Source organism: Paraburkholderia antibiotica (assembly GCF_012927125.1).
GTDB lineage: Bacteria > Pseudomonadota > Gammaproteobacteria > Burkholderiales > Burkholderiaceae > Paraburkholderia > Paraburkholderia antibiotica.
The window spans coordinates 88212-101326 of record NZ_JABBFZ010000022.1; the positions used below are offsets into that span (position 1 = coordinate 88212).

Genomic DNA, 13115 nt, shown 5'->3' on the forward strand with positions numbered 1-13115 from the left:
GTTTTGCTAAACAATGTCATATGACGACGATTGAGAACGTGCGCCGCCGCCGGCTAGAAGAAGCAGTTCAGCTTGCAGGCGGGACATTGGAGGCCTTAGCCGATAGAGCCGGCTTGAGTGCGGCCTATTTGAGCCAGATCCGGAATGCTCTGCCGGACACGAGAACCGGTAAACCCAAAGGGCTAGGAAGTAAGGCTGCGCGGAAGATCGAGCAAGCCCTCGGCAAATCTGAAGGGTGGATGGACATCGCCGACGAGGGTGAACTGGCTCTGTCGAACGACTCTCCTCACGGCTTGCCACGTCTTGAAAACCAAGGAAGCAATCCGCTTGACGCAGTAAGTGAAGCCGAACTGGTGAGTGCAATAGAAGTACTGCAAAAAGTACTCCGTGCGAAACGCAGTCCTCTTGCCAGTTCGGACGCGGCGGCGGAGGCCGACGTTGTCACCTTCTCAGCAGGAGAACCGAAGCCTCGACGGGCGCGGAAAACTGGCTGAGCGTAGCCGCGAAAGCGGCTATTTTTATGTTCGCGTAATAGTTAAAAATTATTACGAATTCAAATTTTAAGACACGCACTATTGACTCCATGAGCGATAAATATCGAATCGATCCGAAACATAAAATTGACCGTGTCTACAAAGTTGAGAAAAAAGAGACACAAGAACCTGAAATCAAGTTTGTTCGAAAACCACGAATAACCGACCAACAACTCGCCGTGATTTTGAAGGCACGGTATCCAAAATCAGACGCAAATTTCAAGCGCGGGCTTATGGCGTTATCATCCGGCTGGAAAGCCTATAACGCGGTCTTTCTTAAATCATTCCGCAGAAATTTTGCCAACGGCTCAATGGAGCAAGCTGGTCTATTGTTAGTGGAATCACTCCAGGCAGAGGGTTACACTGCTGAGGAAGCCTATTTAGGTTTCGAGTTGTATTTTCGAGCTTTTCCGAACTGGCGAGATGCCGAATCCATGTGGAGGCTATCCGCCGTAGATTTGACTAACCCGCAGCACGAAGCAAAGAAGCGAGCCGACGAATTCATAAATCGAGTGCGTTTGTAAACTGATTCGATCGATACCTATACAGGATTCGGTTTGAAAAATAACGTGCCATGAAGAATCTGCGACTGAATCCGCCTCGACGTGCGCGAGGCGCCGGTGAACGTCATTGATTTAACTTCTTACTTCCCGGGCCGCCGGCGCAAGCGCGACAATGCGCGCCTTAAAAATTCCGTCCCTGTCACCCTCCCGACGGATTGCATACTTATTGCCATCGAAGACGACGGAACGTATTCCGCGATGTTCCGCGGCCGCTTTGGCCGAGAACGGATGATGTCAATCAACGCCCTGAACGAAGTTGCTGCCCGCCGCTCCCGCGACGATAGCTAGTGCAACACTAGTCACAAATTAGCGTTTCGCTATTGACACACAATTAGCGTTTCACTATTCTTCACTCCATCGACAACGCACCACGCCTACCGGGCGCGGTGTCCAACGATGGGTGAACCATGCAAAAGAAGATCAACACCAATCCGACCGCGAGCCGGCCGCTCGATCTGGTCAAAGTCACACGTCTCGGTGATTACTTTTTCGACATCGAGCTCGAAAACTCGACGCGCACGACAGACGACATGCTGGCGCGCGCCGAGCTGGTGAACCGGATCGCCCGGGAAAAATTCGACGCGAAGATTGCTGACCTGCAACCGCTTGACCTGATTGCTGCAATGCAGTCGTTCGACATGGGCGACGGCGAGGTTGTGTGTACGGCTTTCCTCGAAAGCGGTGCTGCACTGCGCACGCTGATCGCTGGCCGCTTCTTCGAACTGCTGGCGTCTGAGTGTTTCGAGCAGGCCGAAAAGGCCGTCCAGATGATCGAGCGCGACGACCTGCACGAGGATCTGCGGCCGGCGCATCGCACTTTCATCATCGCCGGGGTGCAGTGATGTCCGCACTCGCAAGGGACTTGCTCGCGCTCCGCGCGCTGCCGGCGCCGCATGGCGCGCTGACGGAACACCTGATCCGCGAAATCGCGTGCGACCTCATTGCGCGAGGTGCCGCGTGAGCGCAATGCAACATGCCTTCGATCAGGCGAGCGGCGTCAAAACGCCGTGGAACCCGTCGCGCCGCGCAACTGCCCGCGTGACGAACCCGCTGCCGCAACCGACCATTTGCCCGCACTGCGGGTCTGCTGTCGAACTGGTGAGCAATTCGCACATCTACGGCCGCGAGTATGGCGAGTGGCCGTGGGCGTTCCGCTGCACCGACAACGAGTGCGACAGCTACGTCGGGCTGCACCCGTTCACTGGCATCCCGCTCGGCACGCTCGCCAACGCCGCGACGCGCGCAGCTCGAAAGCGTGCAAAGAACGCCTTTAATCCGCTGTGGCAAGACGGCGGCCAGTTCAAGCGCGGCGAGGCGTACGCGTGGCTCGCGGGTCAGCTCGGCATCACCGACGTATCGACCTGCCATATCGGCTGGTTCGACGTGGCGATGTGCAATCGCGTTGTGCAGGTCGTTCGTGCTCGAGGTGCCGCATGAGCACGATCGGACGTTTGTGCCAGCATTGCGGCGAGCCCTTCACCGCACGTCTCGCCGATGTGGCTCGTGGATGGGCAAAGTTCTGCTCGAAGCGCTGCAAAGCGATCGAGCAGGAATCGCGGACTGGCCAGCACGCCAAGCATGTTGCGAGAAAAGCTTCGGCACCGCGCATTCGAACCAACGTACCGGTCGGCGGATGGCAGTGGCGTGACTCGAAGGGCGAGTTCCACTATCCGGCGAACATGGAAACGCGCCACCTGTTCTATACGCTCCGGATGATCTGGAACAACTTCATGCCGGCTGATGCGCGGGTCGGTGCGGTCAAGCTGTACGAGTTCGGACGTTTTTATACCCGCGACTATCTCAAGCAGGCCATCTATCGCATCGCGGAAGAACTGGCGAAGCGCGACGACATGCGGCCCGAATGGGCCGCCCAACTCTTGCAGATGCGCGCGTGGTTCGGTTCGGCACACCTCTCGATCTCGACAGGGCCGTTGTCGGTGGAGCGTGCCGCATGAGCATCCGCCTCTTACTCGGCCGCATACCCGGCGATAACGCACTGCTCACCGCCTGCCCGCGCGATCGCCGTCACTTTCGGCGATGCGTTCGCGCCGTCGTGGCCATGCTCACCTACGGCGTCGCCGCCGGCACTTTCCTCTGGCTCGTCGTCGCGCTGCGCGCTGGTGGTGGCGCGTGATGGGCGAAATTGCTGAATCGATGCTCGACGGTTCGTGCTGCGAGCAATGCGGCGAATACCTTGGCGAAGCCGTCGGCTATCCGCAGTGTTGCGCCACGTGCGACCACGACAGCGAGCGCGAAGATAGCCAAGCGCGTCGAGCTTCGAACCGCGAGAACTCGAACCGCCTCTTGCGTGAGAACGGTTACACGTTCGACGAGCGCAACGGAGCCGCACACCTGATCGTGCAGACGCAGCGCGGCATCGTCGATTTCTGGCCCGGCACCGGCAAATTCATCGTGCGCTCGACGCGCTACGAGGCACGTGGCGTCTTCAACCTGATGCAGCACGCCGCACCACTCCAGCCTGCGGCACCCCTCGAAATTCAATGGAAGCCACACATGACGCCTCTCGCTGTTCGGGCGTATGTGCAGGCAGGTTTCATCTTGGTCGGCACGCCGGCCGCACTTCAATGAGGTTTCACATGAACAACAAACCGAGTCCGGTCATCGCAATGAGCACCGTCAAGTCGTCGCAGATTCACAGCATCGGCTATGACCCTGCCAGCCAGACGCTCGCCGTCCGCTTCAAGGATCGTGCAACCGACGAACCGACGTCGCTCTATCACTATTCGGGCGTGACGCCGGCGAACTTCGACGCGCTCAAGGGCGCCGAGTCGATCGGCTCGCACTTCTACAAGCACATCAAGCCGCACAAGGAGCGTTTCCCGTACGTGTGCGTCGAGAAGAAACCGGCCGGTGTCGAAAAGGAGCAGGCGTGAGCACAGCACTTACCACGCGTCAGGAGTTCGGCGCACAGGAATCCACTCACGCACTGGTCGAAACCGCATCTACCGCCGTTGCCGCGAAAGCGAAGGCCATGGTTGAGGCTCGCTATGTGATGGCGATGCGCCAGCCGCGCAACTGGGATCAGGTTCGACAGGATCTGATGGCAGAGTGCAAGCGCCCCACATTCGCACACAACAAAAGTGCTTACTACCGCAAGCCGATCGGCAAAGGGGTGGAGGGGCTGGGCATTCGCTTCGTTGAGGTCGCTCTGCGTTGCATGAAGAACGTTCTGGTCGAAACGACCATGACTTTCGAGGACGACACCAAGGAAATCCACTGCGTCAGTGTGACCGATCTTGAATCGAACTTGACCTATCCTTTGGACGTCCCGGTATCGAAGACGGTCGAGCGATCGAAGCCGGCGGATGACGGCTCGTATATCTCCGTGCGCAAAAACAGCTACGACAAGCTCGTCTACACAGTGCCGGCGAACGACGACGATCTCCTGAACAAGCGGGCGGCGCTGATTTCGAAGGCCATCCGAACGCTGGGCCTGCGCATCGTGCCAGGCGATCTGCAAGACGAAGCCGAGGCGATCATCAAGGCCGTCCGCCTGGACGAGGCCGCGCGCGACCCCGGCGCTGAGCGCAAGCGCATCGCTGATGCCTTTGGCGAAATGGGCGTCAAGGCCGCCGAGCTGGTCGCTTACCTAGGCCATTCGCTCGATACCTGTTCGCCGACGGAGCTAGTCGACCTGCGCGGCATATACGGCGCAATCAAGGACGGCGAAGCAACATGGAAGTCCGTCATGGAGAATAAGGCGGAACAATCCGGTAGCACGGACCCCGACAACGATAACCGTTCAAGTGGTGCAGGCGCCGGCAACCGCGCAGCTCCCGCGACATGCAGCGACGATGAGTTCAAGCAGAAGTCTCCGGGCTGGCGCGACCAGATCATTGGAAAGAAAAAGACGGTCGATGAACTCGTCGCGATGATCGAGACGCGCACGAAGCTCACCAACGAACAAAAGATGCAGATCGACGCATGGAGCCACGAGAATGACTAACCGGACGATGCACACCCTGACGCAGGGTAGCGACGAATGGATGGCCTTTCGCCTGACGAAGTTCGGCGCAAGCGAAGCTGCGGCGATGCTCGGCCTTTCAACAAAGGTCAAGCGGACCGAGCTGCTTCACATGAAGCACACCGGGAACCCGCGCGAATACAGTGATTGGGTGCAGAAGAACATCTTCGACTATGGCCACGAAGTCGAAGCGCTCGCGCGTCCCGTGGTCGAAGAGATCATCGGTGATGACCTCTACCCGGTCACCTGCTCGGACGGCGAACTGTCTGTATCCCTCGACGGCATGACGATGGATGAAGAGACAGTGTGGGAGCACAAGCAGTATAACGAGGCGCTGTTCGACTCGATCATCAACGACGTGCTGCCCGACGAGCACATGCCGCAAGCACAGCAGGGCCTGATGGTCTCGAAGGCAAAGCGGCTTCTGTTCACGTGTTCGGACGGCACACGCGAGAAAATGGCGTCGATGTGGGTCTATCCGGACGAGGCGTATTTCGAGCGCATCTGCGCCGGCTGGGACCAGTTCGCGAAAGATCTTGCTGAGTACGTGGCTCAACCGATCGAGGTGAAGCCGATCGGGCGTACGCCCGAGACACTTCCCGCACTGCGGATCGAACTGACCGGCCAGGTCGTGACCAGCAATCTGACCGACTTCAAGCAGCACGCACTCGCAGTGCTCGGAAACATCAATCGGGAACTGAAAACGGACCAGGACTTCGCGGATGCCGCGAAAACGGTCACGTGGTGTGAAGACGTCGAATCGCGCCTCGCTGCCGCGAAACAGCACGCGTTGAGCCAGACACAAACCATCGACGCACTGTTCAGCACTATCGACGACATCAGCGCCGAGGCACGCGCCATTCGACTGGAACTCAACAAGCTAGTCGAGAAGCGAAAGACTGAGATCAAGGACGCTGCGCTGGTGGAACGACGCCAGAAATTCACCGAGCACGTTGCGACGCTCGACGCCGAGCTGAAGATCGTGCGCCTTGAAGTGGCAATGCCTGACTTCGCTGCTGCCGCGAAGAACAAGCGCACGGTCGCCACCTTGTACGACGCACTCGACACGGCGCTCGCGGCCGGCAAGATCACAGCCGACACCGCCGCGCGCGACCTGCGCGCCAAGCTCGACTGGTATCGCCCGCACGACGAGGCGTACGGTTTTCTTTTCCGTGATTTGCAGCAGCTGATTCAGAAGCCCGTCGACGATTTCAAGCTGATCGTGACCACGCGCATCGAACAGCACAAGCTCGCCGAGGACCACCGGGCGCGCGAGGCAGCAGAGGCGGCAGTGCAGGCAGCAGCGCAAACTGAAGCCGCACCAGTCGCTCTGGCGGCCATCAAAACCACCGCGGTTGTTCAGGGTGTACTGCCGATCGCCTCCACCCGGCCGCCCAACAGCGCGCCGACGCTGCGCCTGGGTCAGATCAATGAGAGGCTGGCGCCCATTTCCCTGACTGCGGATGGTCTGGCGACCTTGGGCATTCAGCACGCCGCGACGGACAAGGCAGCGAAGCTCTACTACGAGGAAGATTTTCCACGTATCTGCAACGCGCTCGTGCAGCACGCCCTCGCTGCGATGGAGGTGAACGCATGAAACACGTCAGCACCGCCACGATGGTCGAGCGCCTGACCGGCATGCTCGGCACGGGTGACCTGAGCAATTGGGAAGAAGGCTTCGTGCGCACGCTCGACGGCATACGCCTGGCGGGAAAACTCACCTCGATCACTGAAAAGCAGGTCGAATCGCTCGAACAGCTTCACAACCGTTACTTCGCCTGACCACCTTACCGTAATCAACAGGTCAAGAAGATTTTATTTATATTAGGACTACCAATAATGCATCCGTATCAGAAGCGTCAGGCTAAAAGCACACGTGCCGATCGGCGCGCCACCAACCGGCATCACGAGAAGATGCTCCGCAAGGGCGGCAAGACCCTGCAGAAGGCCACGGCGGATGTGTCGCGCCTGCATGCGGAAGGCCATGCCCTGATGTGGTATGCGTGCCGCTGCGGACATCGCGAGCGCACGTGGAACAGCCGCGACGATGTCGTCCCGTACATGGTGCCCTGCCCCTCATGTGGCCGCACCAGCCTTGCGCACGTCGATTTCGAACGCGATGAGGTATCGAAGCGATACGAGCCGCATGAAGGGCAGCGCGTTTTCGTGGATATGGCGCGCGACCAGGCAGAGATGATCGTCGAGCGTGCATTCGCCCGGCTCGGGCTGGACCGCGACCACAAGAATTTTGCCTCGACCGTCGACGAGTTGCTGGGACACACGAGCGGAGGGTCGCCGCTCGTCGCGATCGCCGGCGACGTTGCCTACTACGCGCCGCGGGTTCGGATGGACGGCGATGCAGACTGATCTGTTCGGCGAACTCGCCCCCGCACCGGTCGACGAGAGGCAGCAGGCGCGCGAGCGACTTCAGGCCGCGATCGCAGCACAGCCTGAAGTGCTGCGCCCTTCGTGCGTGCCTGCCACACCAATGCCCACGACGAAACCCGAACTCGACGCGTGGGTGCGCACGACGCAGCGCATTTACCTGCTCTATCTCGTCGGCGCGATCCAACGCCTGAAATATCGTGACTCCAGCATCGCGAACGCTCGCTATGTGCTTTTGATCGCGAACGCTCGCTATGTGCTTTTGAAACTGAATGGCATGGGAGGTCAATGGTGAGCGATAGCACCAAGATCGAATGGACCGATGCGACGTGGAACCCGATTACGGGTTGCAGCGTGACGAGTCCCGGCTGCAAGAACTGCTACGCGATGAAGCTTGCCGGCACGCGCCTGCGCAACCATCCGAGTCGCGCTGGCCTCACCCGCGTGACAACGGCCGGTCCTGTCTGGACTGGCGAGGTCCGCTTTAATGAGCAATGGCTCGACCAGCCGTTCCGCTGGACGCGGCCGCGCATGATCTTCGTCTGTGCGCACGGCGACCTGTTCCATGAGTCGGTACCCGACGAGTGGATCGACAAGGTATTTGCCGTGATGGCTCGCGCGCGGCAGCACACGTACCAGGTGCTGACGAAGCGCGCTGACCGGATGCTTGAGTACTTCTCGCATCCGGACCGGCACGGCCGCGTGATTGCCGCATCGCATGAGATCGGCTGGGCGGGCATGGAGTGGTGCCCGTGGCCGCTGCCTAACGTCTGGATCGGTGTGAGCGTTGAGGATCAACGGCGCGCCGACGAGCGGATTCCGCTTTTGCTTCAGGTGCCAACCACCGTGCGCTGGATCAGCGCGGAGCCGTTACTCGGCCCCGTCGTTATGCAGCCGAACTGGCTCGAGCGGGAGTGGGAACAAGGTGTCTTCCCTTCCATTGACTGGGTCGTCGCCGGCGGCGAAAGCGGCTCCGACGCGCGACCCGCGCACCCTGACTGGCCACGCACGCTGCGCGACCAGTGCGCGGCCGCCGGCGTGCCGTTCCTGTTCAAGCAATGGGGGGCGTGGCGGCCGATCAGCGAGGGCGAAAGCGACTGGTTCAGCAACCTGTATGTGTCGTGCCGTCGGGCACGTGAAGGCGAGGACCAAACCATCGTTGACGAAATGCAGGGGCGTCGATGCACCGTGGCGCAAGCTGTCATTCACTACGACGGCACCGTGTTCGAGGACATCGCCGCCTTTGCCGCTTACCAGCAGGGCACGGGCGCGATGCTCACCTTTAACGTAGGCAAAAAAGCCGCCGGCCGCCAGCTCGACGGCCGCACGCACGACGAATTCCCGCGAGGTGCAGCATGAAGGCGCTGTCGATTCGCAACCCCTGGGCCTGGCTGATCGTGCGCCCAGACCTGTCGGGCTCCGCGCGCGCCGCAGCGATCGCCGCCGGCGTCCTGAAGGACATCGAAAACCGAAGCTGGCCGACAAAGTTCCGTGGGCGTGTACTGATCCACGCGTCCAAGGGCATGACGCGCGCGGAATACGATGCAGCACAAGATCCACTCTGGCCGGTCGGTGGTCCGACGATCGAACTGCCGCCCTTCGACCAGTTGCAGCGCGGTGGAATCATCGGCGTCGCGACGATCGATGAATGCATCGATCCCATCGATCGCACGTCGCACTGGCACATGGATGGCGCTTTCGGGTTCCATCTGACCGATGTGAAGCCGCTGCCGTTCGTCGCGTGCAAGGGTGCCCTCAACTTCTTCAACGTGCCCCCTGACGTTGCAGTCCAGCTGCGGCAGATGCACGAACTGGGAGCGATCTGATGCCGTGCACGCCTTTCAAGTTGCCTGACGGCACGCGCGGGTTCATCTGCAGCCGTGGTCGGCGCGGCACGGCGCCGCAGTGCCGCGCCGACGGCTGCGGCGCCGAAAGCGATTTCCAGTGCGACTACCCGGTCGGCCCGCGCAAGACCTGCGACCGGCATCTGTGCGCCACTCACGCGCACGAGATCGCACCCGACGTCCACTATTGCCCCGAACACTTCGCACTCTGGCAGCGCGCCGGCATACCTGTCCAAGCGAGCCTCATTTTCGACACGGAGGACGACATGCGCAACGGACCAGCGAAGACTTCGTTGTCCATCGACCGCGGCGCAGGAAAAGATTCATGAGTGACACATTCCTTACCGCCGAAGAAATAGCAGAATTGTCCGGTGTCCGCAAAGGCCAGCGTGGCAAGACCCGCGATGAGCTTCAGGCTGCGTGGCTGCGCTCGTCGGGAATACCTTTTTGGACAAATGCGCGCGGTCGCCCGATCGTGGCACGCACCGCAATCGAAGGTCGAGTCGCAAGAGAGGAGCTACCGGCAAGACAATGGCAACCGCAAGCATTACGAGGAACATGAGCGATGGGCCGAACACCGACCCGCAACCCTAATTTGCCGCCTGGCATGCGCGCCCGCCATCGCGGCAAGAAGACCTACTATTTCTATGACTGGGGCGGCAAGCCGCGGCGCGAGGAATCACTCGGAACCGATTTCATTGTGGCCGTCCGGCGCTGGTCTGAGATCGAGGAGGCACAGACGCCGAAGGCCGCTGAAGCGACACTCAAGGAAGCATTCGACGCCTACATTCGCGACATGCTCCCGAACAAGGCGCCGCGCACGCAGAAAGAAAACCTCATTCAGATAGCACTCCTTAAGGAATTTTTCGGACTCGATGCGCCGCTCGACAAGATTGAGCCGGTGCATATCAAGCAGTACATGCACTGGCGGCACCGGAAAGCAGTCGCGTGGTATGAGTCAAAGAAGCGCGTTGCGCCGCCCGACGCGGGGCATGTGCGCGCGAATCGCGACATCGAGGTGCTGAGCCATATGTTCAATTACGCGCGCGAGATTGGAATGACAAAGGCCCCGAACCCGTGCCTTGGCGTCAAGAAGAACGTCGAGCGAGGGCGCGACGTGTATGTGGAAGATGACCTATTCGAGAAGGTGTACGCACAAGCTGACCAACCCACTCGCGATGCAATGGATCTCGCCTACCTTACCGGCCAGCGGCCACAGGACATGCTTAACTACGACGAGCGTGATATTCGGGACGGTTTTATCCATCTGCAGCAAGGCAAGACGAAGAAGAAGCTGCGCATGGAAGTGAGTGGCGAGTTAGCAAAGATCATCGCTCGCATCCGTGCGCGCAAGGCAAGCTATAAGGTGGTGAGTACGGCACTGATTGTCAACGAGCTCGGGCAGCCGATGATGCTCGATGCGCTGCAGCGGCGCTTCCGCGAAACGCGGCGGGCCGCCGGCGTACCGGACAACGCGTTCCAGATTCGTGACCTGCGCGCCAAAGCGGGGACGGACAAGACCGATGACACGGGAGACATCCGGCAGGCACAGAAGCAGCTCGGGCACACATCCGTGACCATGACGGAACACTACGTGCGCAATCGACGCGGTGACAAGGTCAAGCCGACGAAGTGATTTTTGCGGAAAAGCACACTTTTTGCGGAAAAATTCCAGGCGATTTCCAGCAAATAAAAAATCGCGCAAAGCCTTGTGGCGGAAGGCAGATGGAGTCGAACCATCCTGAGAGCGTCTGACGCCCTCAACCGGGTTTGAAGCCCGGCCGCACCACCGGATACGAATGCCTTCCTTCGGTGATCGCTAACGACGATGCTAACGAACGACGAGTTGCTCATTGAACCGATCAACCCGATACGTGGCTCAATGCGGATCGAGCCAGCGACTATCCGTGCGCAGAAGATGCAGGCCACGGTGGAAGCGAGTATACCCAACCCGATCGAAGAACTCCAAAAGCTGGATCGCGCGTTTTCTGCCGAGCCCAGTGGCGTCGCGAAACGGCGCGGCCGCGACCGTGCCCGCGTTTTTCCGCGCTTCGGTTGCCGCGATCGACGCGAGTTCGCGAATCACGTTCTGGTGATAGAACAGGTCGTGCACGACCTGAAACAGCTCGCCCTGGCGCGCGAGTTTACGCAGCAACTGACGCACTCGTTCCTCGGGCACATGATGCGCGTTCGCCAGATCGCGCACCCACGGCGGATCGAAACGGCCGGCCTCGATCTGCGGCAGCAGCGCGGCGGCGAGCGCCTGGTCGGCGGCATCGAGCGTCACGCTGTGACCGGGCAGATGCAGCCACGGTCCGCGTTTGACGAGTGCGCCGCGCGCCGCCGCATCGTCGACTAGCGCACGCCACAGCACGTCGTCGACCAACGGCGCCGCGATGCGCCGCAAACGCGACACGTCCGGGCCGAGCTCGTCCGGCGCGCGTTCGTGATATTGCGCGAGCGCGCCCGTCAACCGTTCGGCAAGCGTCTGCCAGGCGGCGCCCGCGACCAGCAGCGCATCATGGCCCGGCCGCTCGATCACGCGCGTATCCGGTGGCAACGCGAGCGCGCTGGCCAGCATGCCTGTCAAGCGCTCCAGCAACGCCCGCGATAACCCATGCGGCGCGCGCGCGAACAGCGCGTCGAGCGAGCCCGTGTCGAGCCACGTCTGCATCGCGTCGAGCCACGCGAGCCGCTCGGGCGTGCGCCGCTTGCGCGAGGGCGCGAACGGATCGAGCACGTGACCGCCACCGACCGTGCGATTCGCCTGGGCATTACGGACCACGAAACGATCGCCCGGCACCGCGCACAGTGGCCGCTCGAACACCAGTTGCACGCGCGCGCGCTGGCCCGGGCCGAGCGTATCGCCTTCGAGCAGCGCGACGTGCGCGACCTGGTGCTGCGTGCCGAGATGCACGTGCAGCGGCGTCCAGTGTTCGAGCGCATGCGGCGCATCGGCGAGCAGCGTCAGCGTCGCGTCGATCCGCTCGCTGGCCTGCGACAGACGCGGGTCGACGATCCAGTCGCCGCGTTCGATCGCGCTCTTCTCGATGCCCGCGAGGTTCAGCGCGCAGCGTTGGCCGGCGCGACCCGTTTCGGCGGGACGATTCTGCGCATGGATGCTGCGCACGCGCACCGGCTGATTGCCAGGCGCGAGCAGCATCGTATCGCCGACGCTCACGTTGCCCGCGACCACGGTCCCGGTGACGATCGTGCCCTGCCCCGCGAGCGTGAACACACGGTCGACGGCGAGGCGGAACAGGCCGTCGTCGCGTTTCATCCGCCATGCGACGGCTTGCGCGCGCAGATGCGCGTCGAGCGCGGCCACGCCGGGGTCGCTCGCTTGCGGCGCGCAGGTGTCGAACACCGGCGCATCGCGCAGCACGCTCGCGGCGACGAACGCCGCCACTTCTTCATGAACTTCGCGCAGACGCGTCGCATCGACGCGATCGATCTTCGTCACCGCGATCGCGCCGCGCCGGATGCCGAGCAATTCGACGATCGCCAGATGCTCGCGCGTTTGCGGCATCACGCCGTCGTCGGCGGCGATCACGAGCAGCGCGAAATCGATCCCGCTCGCGCCCGCGGTCATCGTGTGCACGAGTTTTTCGTGGCCCGGCACGTCGATCAGCCCGAGCACGTCGCCGTTCTCGAGCGGCACGTACGCATAGCCGAGTTCGATCGAAATGCCGCGCGCTTTTTCTTCCTTGAGCCGGTCCGTGTCGACGCCGGTCAGCGCCTTCACCAGACTCGTTTTACCGTGGTCGATATGCCCGGCTGTACCGACGATCATGCGTATGTGCCC

General features: G+C 61.3%; 20 protein-coding genes and 1 tRNA gene. 19 read left to right on the forward strand and 2 right to left on the reverse strand.

Annotated features, from left to right (window positions below; translation table 11 throughout):
- Nucleotides 1–20: 20 nt before the first annotated feature.
- The 19 genes from HHL14_RS27370 to HHL14_RS27460 all read left to right on the forward strand — a co-directional run bounded on the left by HHL14_RS27370 (nucleotide 21) and on the right by HHL14_RS27460 (nucleotide 10946).
- On the forward strand, nucleotides 21–494 hold the full coding sequence (locus HHL14_RS27370; protein WP_169500722.1) for a hypothetical protein: 474 nt from the start codon (nucleotides 21–23) through the stop codon (nucleotides 492–494).
- 89 nt (nucleotides 495–583) lie between these two features.
- Nucleotides 584–1057 (forward strand): hypothetical protein, encoded by a 474-nt coding sequence (locus HHL14_RS27375; protein ID WP_169500723.1) that lies wholly within the window; start codon nucleotides 584–586, stop codon nucleotides 1055–1057.
- Between the two features lie 96 nt (nucleotides 1058–1153).
- Nucleotides 1154–1384, forward strand: a complete 231-nt coding sequence (locus tag HHL14_RS27380; RefSeq protein ID WP_169500724.1) for a hypothetical protein — start codon at nucleotides 1154–1156, stop codon at nucleotides 1382–1384.
- 119 nt (nucleotides 1385–1503) lie between these two features.
- Nucleotides 1504–1938 carry a hypothetical protein gene (locus HHL14_RS27385; protein WP_169500725.1) on the forward strand — a complete coding sequence of 145 codons (435 nt, stop codon included), beginning with the start codon at nucleotides 1504–1506 and terminating at the stop codon, nucleotides 1936–1938.
- A 124-nt stretch (nucleotides 1939–2062) separates the two neighbouring features.
- Nucleotides 2063–2533: a zinc-finger-containing protein gene (locus HHL14_RS27390; protein ID WP_206002549.1), complete on the forward strand. Its 471-nt coding sequence runs from the start codon at nucleotides 2063–2065 to the stop codon at nucleotides 2531–2533.
- Nucleotides 2530–3051 (forward strand): hypothetical protein, encoded by a 522-nt coding sequence (locus tag HHL14_RS27395; protein WP_169500656.1) that lies wholly within the window; start codon nucleotides 2530–2532, stop codon nucleotides 3049–3051. The genes HHL14_RS27390 and HHL14_RS27395 overlap by 4 nt, the downstream gene beginning before the upstream one ends.
- Nucleotides 3048–3230, forward strand: a complete 183-nt coding sequence (locus HHL14_RS27400) for a hypothetical protein (RefSeq protein ID WP_169500727.1) — start codon at nucleotides 3048–3050, stop codon at nucleotides 3228–3230. Before HHL14_RS27395 ends, HHL14_RS27400 begins: the two co-directional genes overlap by 4 nt.
- On the forward strand, nucleotides 3230–3685 hold the full coding sequence (locus tag HHL14_RS27405) for a hypothetical protein (RefSeq protein WP_169500728.1): 456 nt from the start codon (nucleotides 3230–3232) through the stop codon (nucleotides 3683–3685). The genes HHL14_RS27400 and HHL14_RS27405 overlap by 1 nt, the downstream gene beginning before the upstream one ends.
- Before the next feature lie 8 nt (nucleotides 3686–3693).
- On the forward strand, nucleotides 3694–3990 hold the full coding sequence (locus HHL14_RS27410) for a KTSC domain-containing protein (protein ID WP_169500729.1): 297 nt from the start codon (nucleotides 3694–3696) through the stop codon (nucleotides 3988–3990).
- Nucleotides 3987–5063: a hypothetical protein gene (locus HHL14_RS27415; protein WP_169500730.1), complete on the forward strand. Its 1077-nt coding sequence runs from the start codon at nucleotides 3987–3989 to the stop codon at nucleotides 5061–5063. The genes HHL14_RS27410 and HHL14_RS27415 overlap by 4 nt, the downstream gene beginning before the upstream one ends.
- Nucleotides 5056–6678 (forward strand): YqaJ viral recombinase family protein, encoded by a 1623-nt coding sequence (locus HHL14_RS27420; RefSeq protein WP_169500731.1) that lies wholly within the window; start codon nucleotides 5056–5058, stop codon nucleotides 6676–6678. The genes HHL14_RS27415 and HHL14_RS27420 overlap by 8 nt, the downstream gene beginning before the upstream one ends.
- Nucleotides 6675–6863: a hypothetical protein gene (locus tag HHL14_RS27425; RefSeq protein ID WP_169500732.1), complete on the forward strand. Its 189-nt coding sequence runs from the start codon at nucleotides 6675–6677 to the stop codon at nucleotides 6861–6863. The genes HHL14_RS27420 and HHL14_RS27425 overlap by 4 nt, the downstream gene beginning before the upstream one ends.
- Nucleotides 6864–6920: 57 nt before the next feature.
- Entirely contained in the window at nucleotides 6921–7448 is a 528-nt protein-coding gene (locus HHL14_RS27430) for a hypothetical protein (RefSeq protein WP_169500733.1), read from the forward strand.
- A complete protein-coding gene (locus HHL14_RS27435) occupies nucleotides 7438–7761 on the forward strand; it encodes a hypothetical protein (RefSeq protein WP_169500734.1) in 324 nt (107 codons plus the stop codon). Before HHL14_RS27430 ends, HHL14_RS27435 begins: the two co-directional genes overlap by 11 nt.
- Nucleotides 7755–8825: a phage Gp37/Gp68 family protein gene (locus HHL14_RS27440; protein WP_206002545.1), complete on the forward strand. Its 1071-nt coding sequence runs from the start codon at nucleotides 7755–7757 to the stop codon at nucleotides 8823–8825. Before HHL14_RS27435 ends, HHL14_RS27440 begins: the two co-directional genes overlap by 7 nt.
- Nucleotides 8822–9292, forward strand: coding sequence for an ASCH domain-containing protein (locus HHL14_RS27445; protein ID WP_169500735.1), 471 nt, complete (start codon nucleotides 8822–8824; stop codon nucleotides 9290–9292). The genes HHL14_RS27440 and HHL14_RS27445 overlap by 4 nt, the downstream gene beginning before the upstream one ends.
- Nucleotides 9292–9639, forward strand: a complete 348-nt coding sequence (locus tag HHL14_RS27450; protein ID WP_206002546.1) for a hypothetical protein — start codon at nucleotides 9292–9294, stop codon at nucleotides 9637–9639. Before HHL14_RS27445 ends, HHL14_RS27450 begins: the two co-directional genes overlap by 1 nt.
- Nucleotides 9636–9872, forward strand: coding sequence for a DUF4224 domain-containing protein (locus HHL14_RS27455; RefSeq protein ID WP_169500736.1), 237 nt, complete (start codon nucleotides 9636–9638; stop codon nucleotides 9870–9872). The genes HHL14_RS27450 and HHL14_RS27455 overlap by 4 nt, the downstream gene beginning before the upstream one ends.
- A gap of 3 nt (nucleotides 9873–9875) precedes the next feature.
- Complete coding sequence (locus tag HHL14_RS27460; protein ID WP_169500737.1) at nucleotides 9876–10946, forward strand: tyrosine-type recombinase/integrase; 1071 nt, start codon at nucleotides 9876–9878, stop codon at nucleotides 10944–10946.
- A gap of 76 nt (nucleotides 10947–11022) precedes the next feature.
- On the opposite strand, the gene HHL14_RS27465 is transcribed toward HHL14_RS27460, so the two are convergent.
- Together HHL14_RS27465 and selB are read right to left on the reverse strand one after the other, a co-directional pair.
- Nucleotides 11023–11118: transfer RNA gene (locus HHL14_RS27465), tRNA-Sec, on the reverse strand.
- A gap of 71 nt (nucleotides 11119–11189) precedes the next feature.
- On the reverse strand, nucleotides 11190–13103 hold the full coding sequence (gene selB / locus HHL14_RS27470) for a selenocysteine-specific translation elongation factor (protein ID WP_169500738.1): 1914 nt from the start codon (nucleotides 13101–13103) through the stop codon (nucleotides 11190–11192).
- Between the last annotated feature and the right edge of the window lie 12 nt (nucleotides 13104–13115).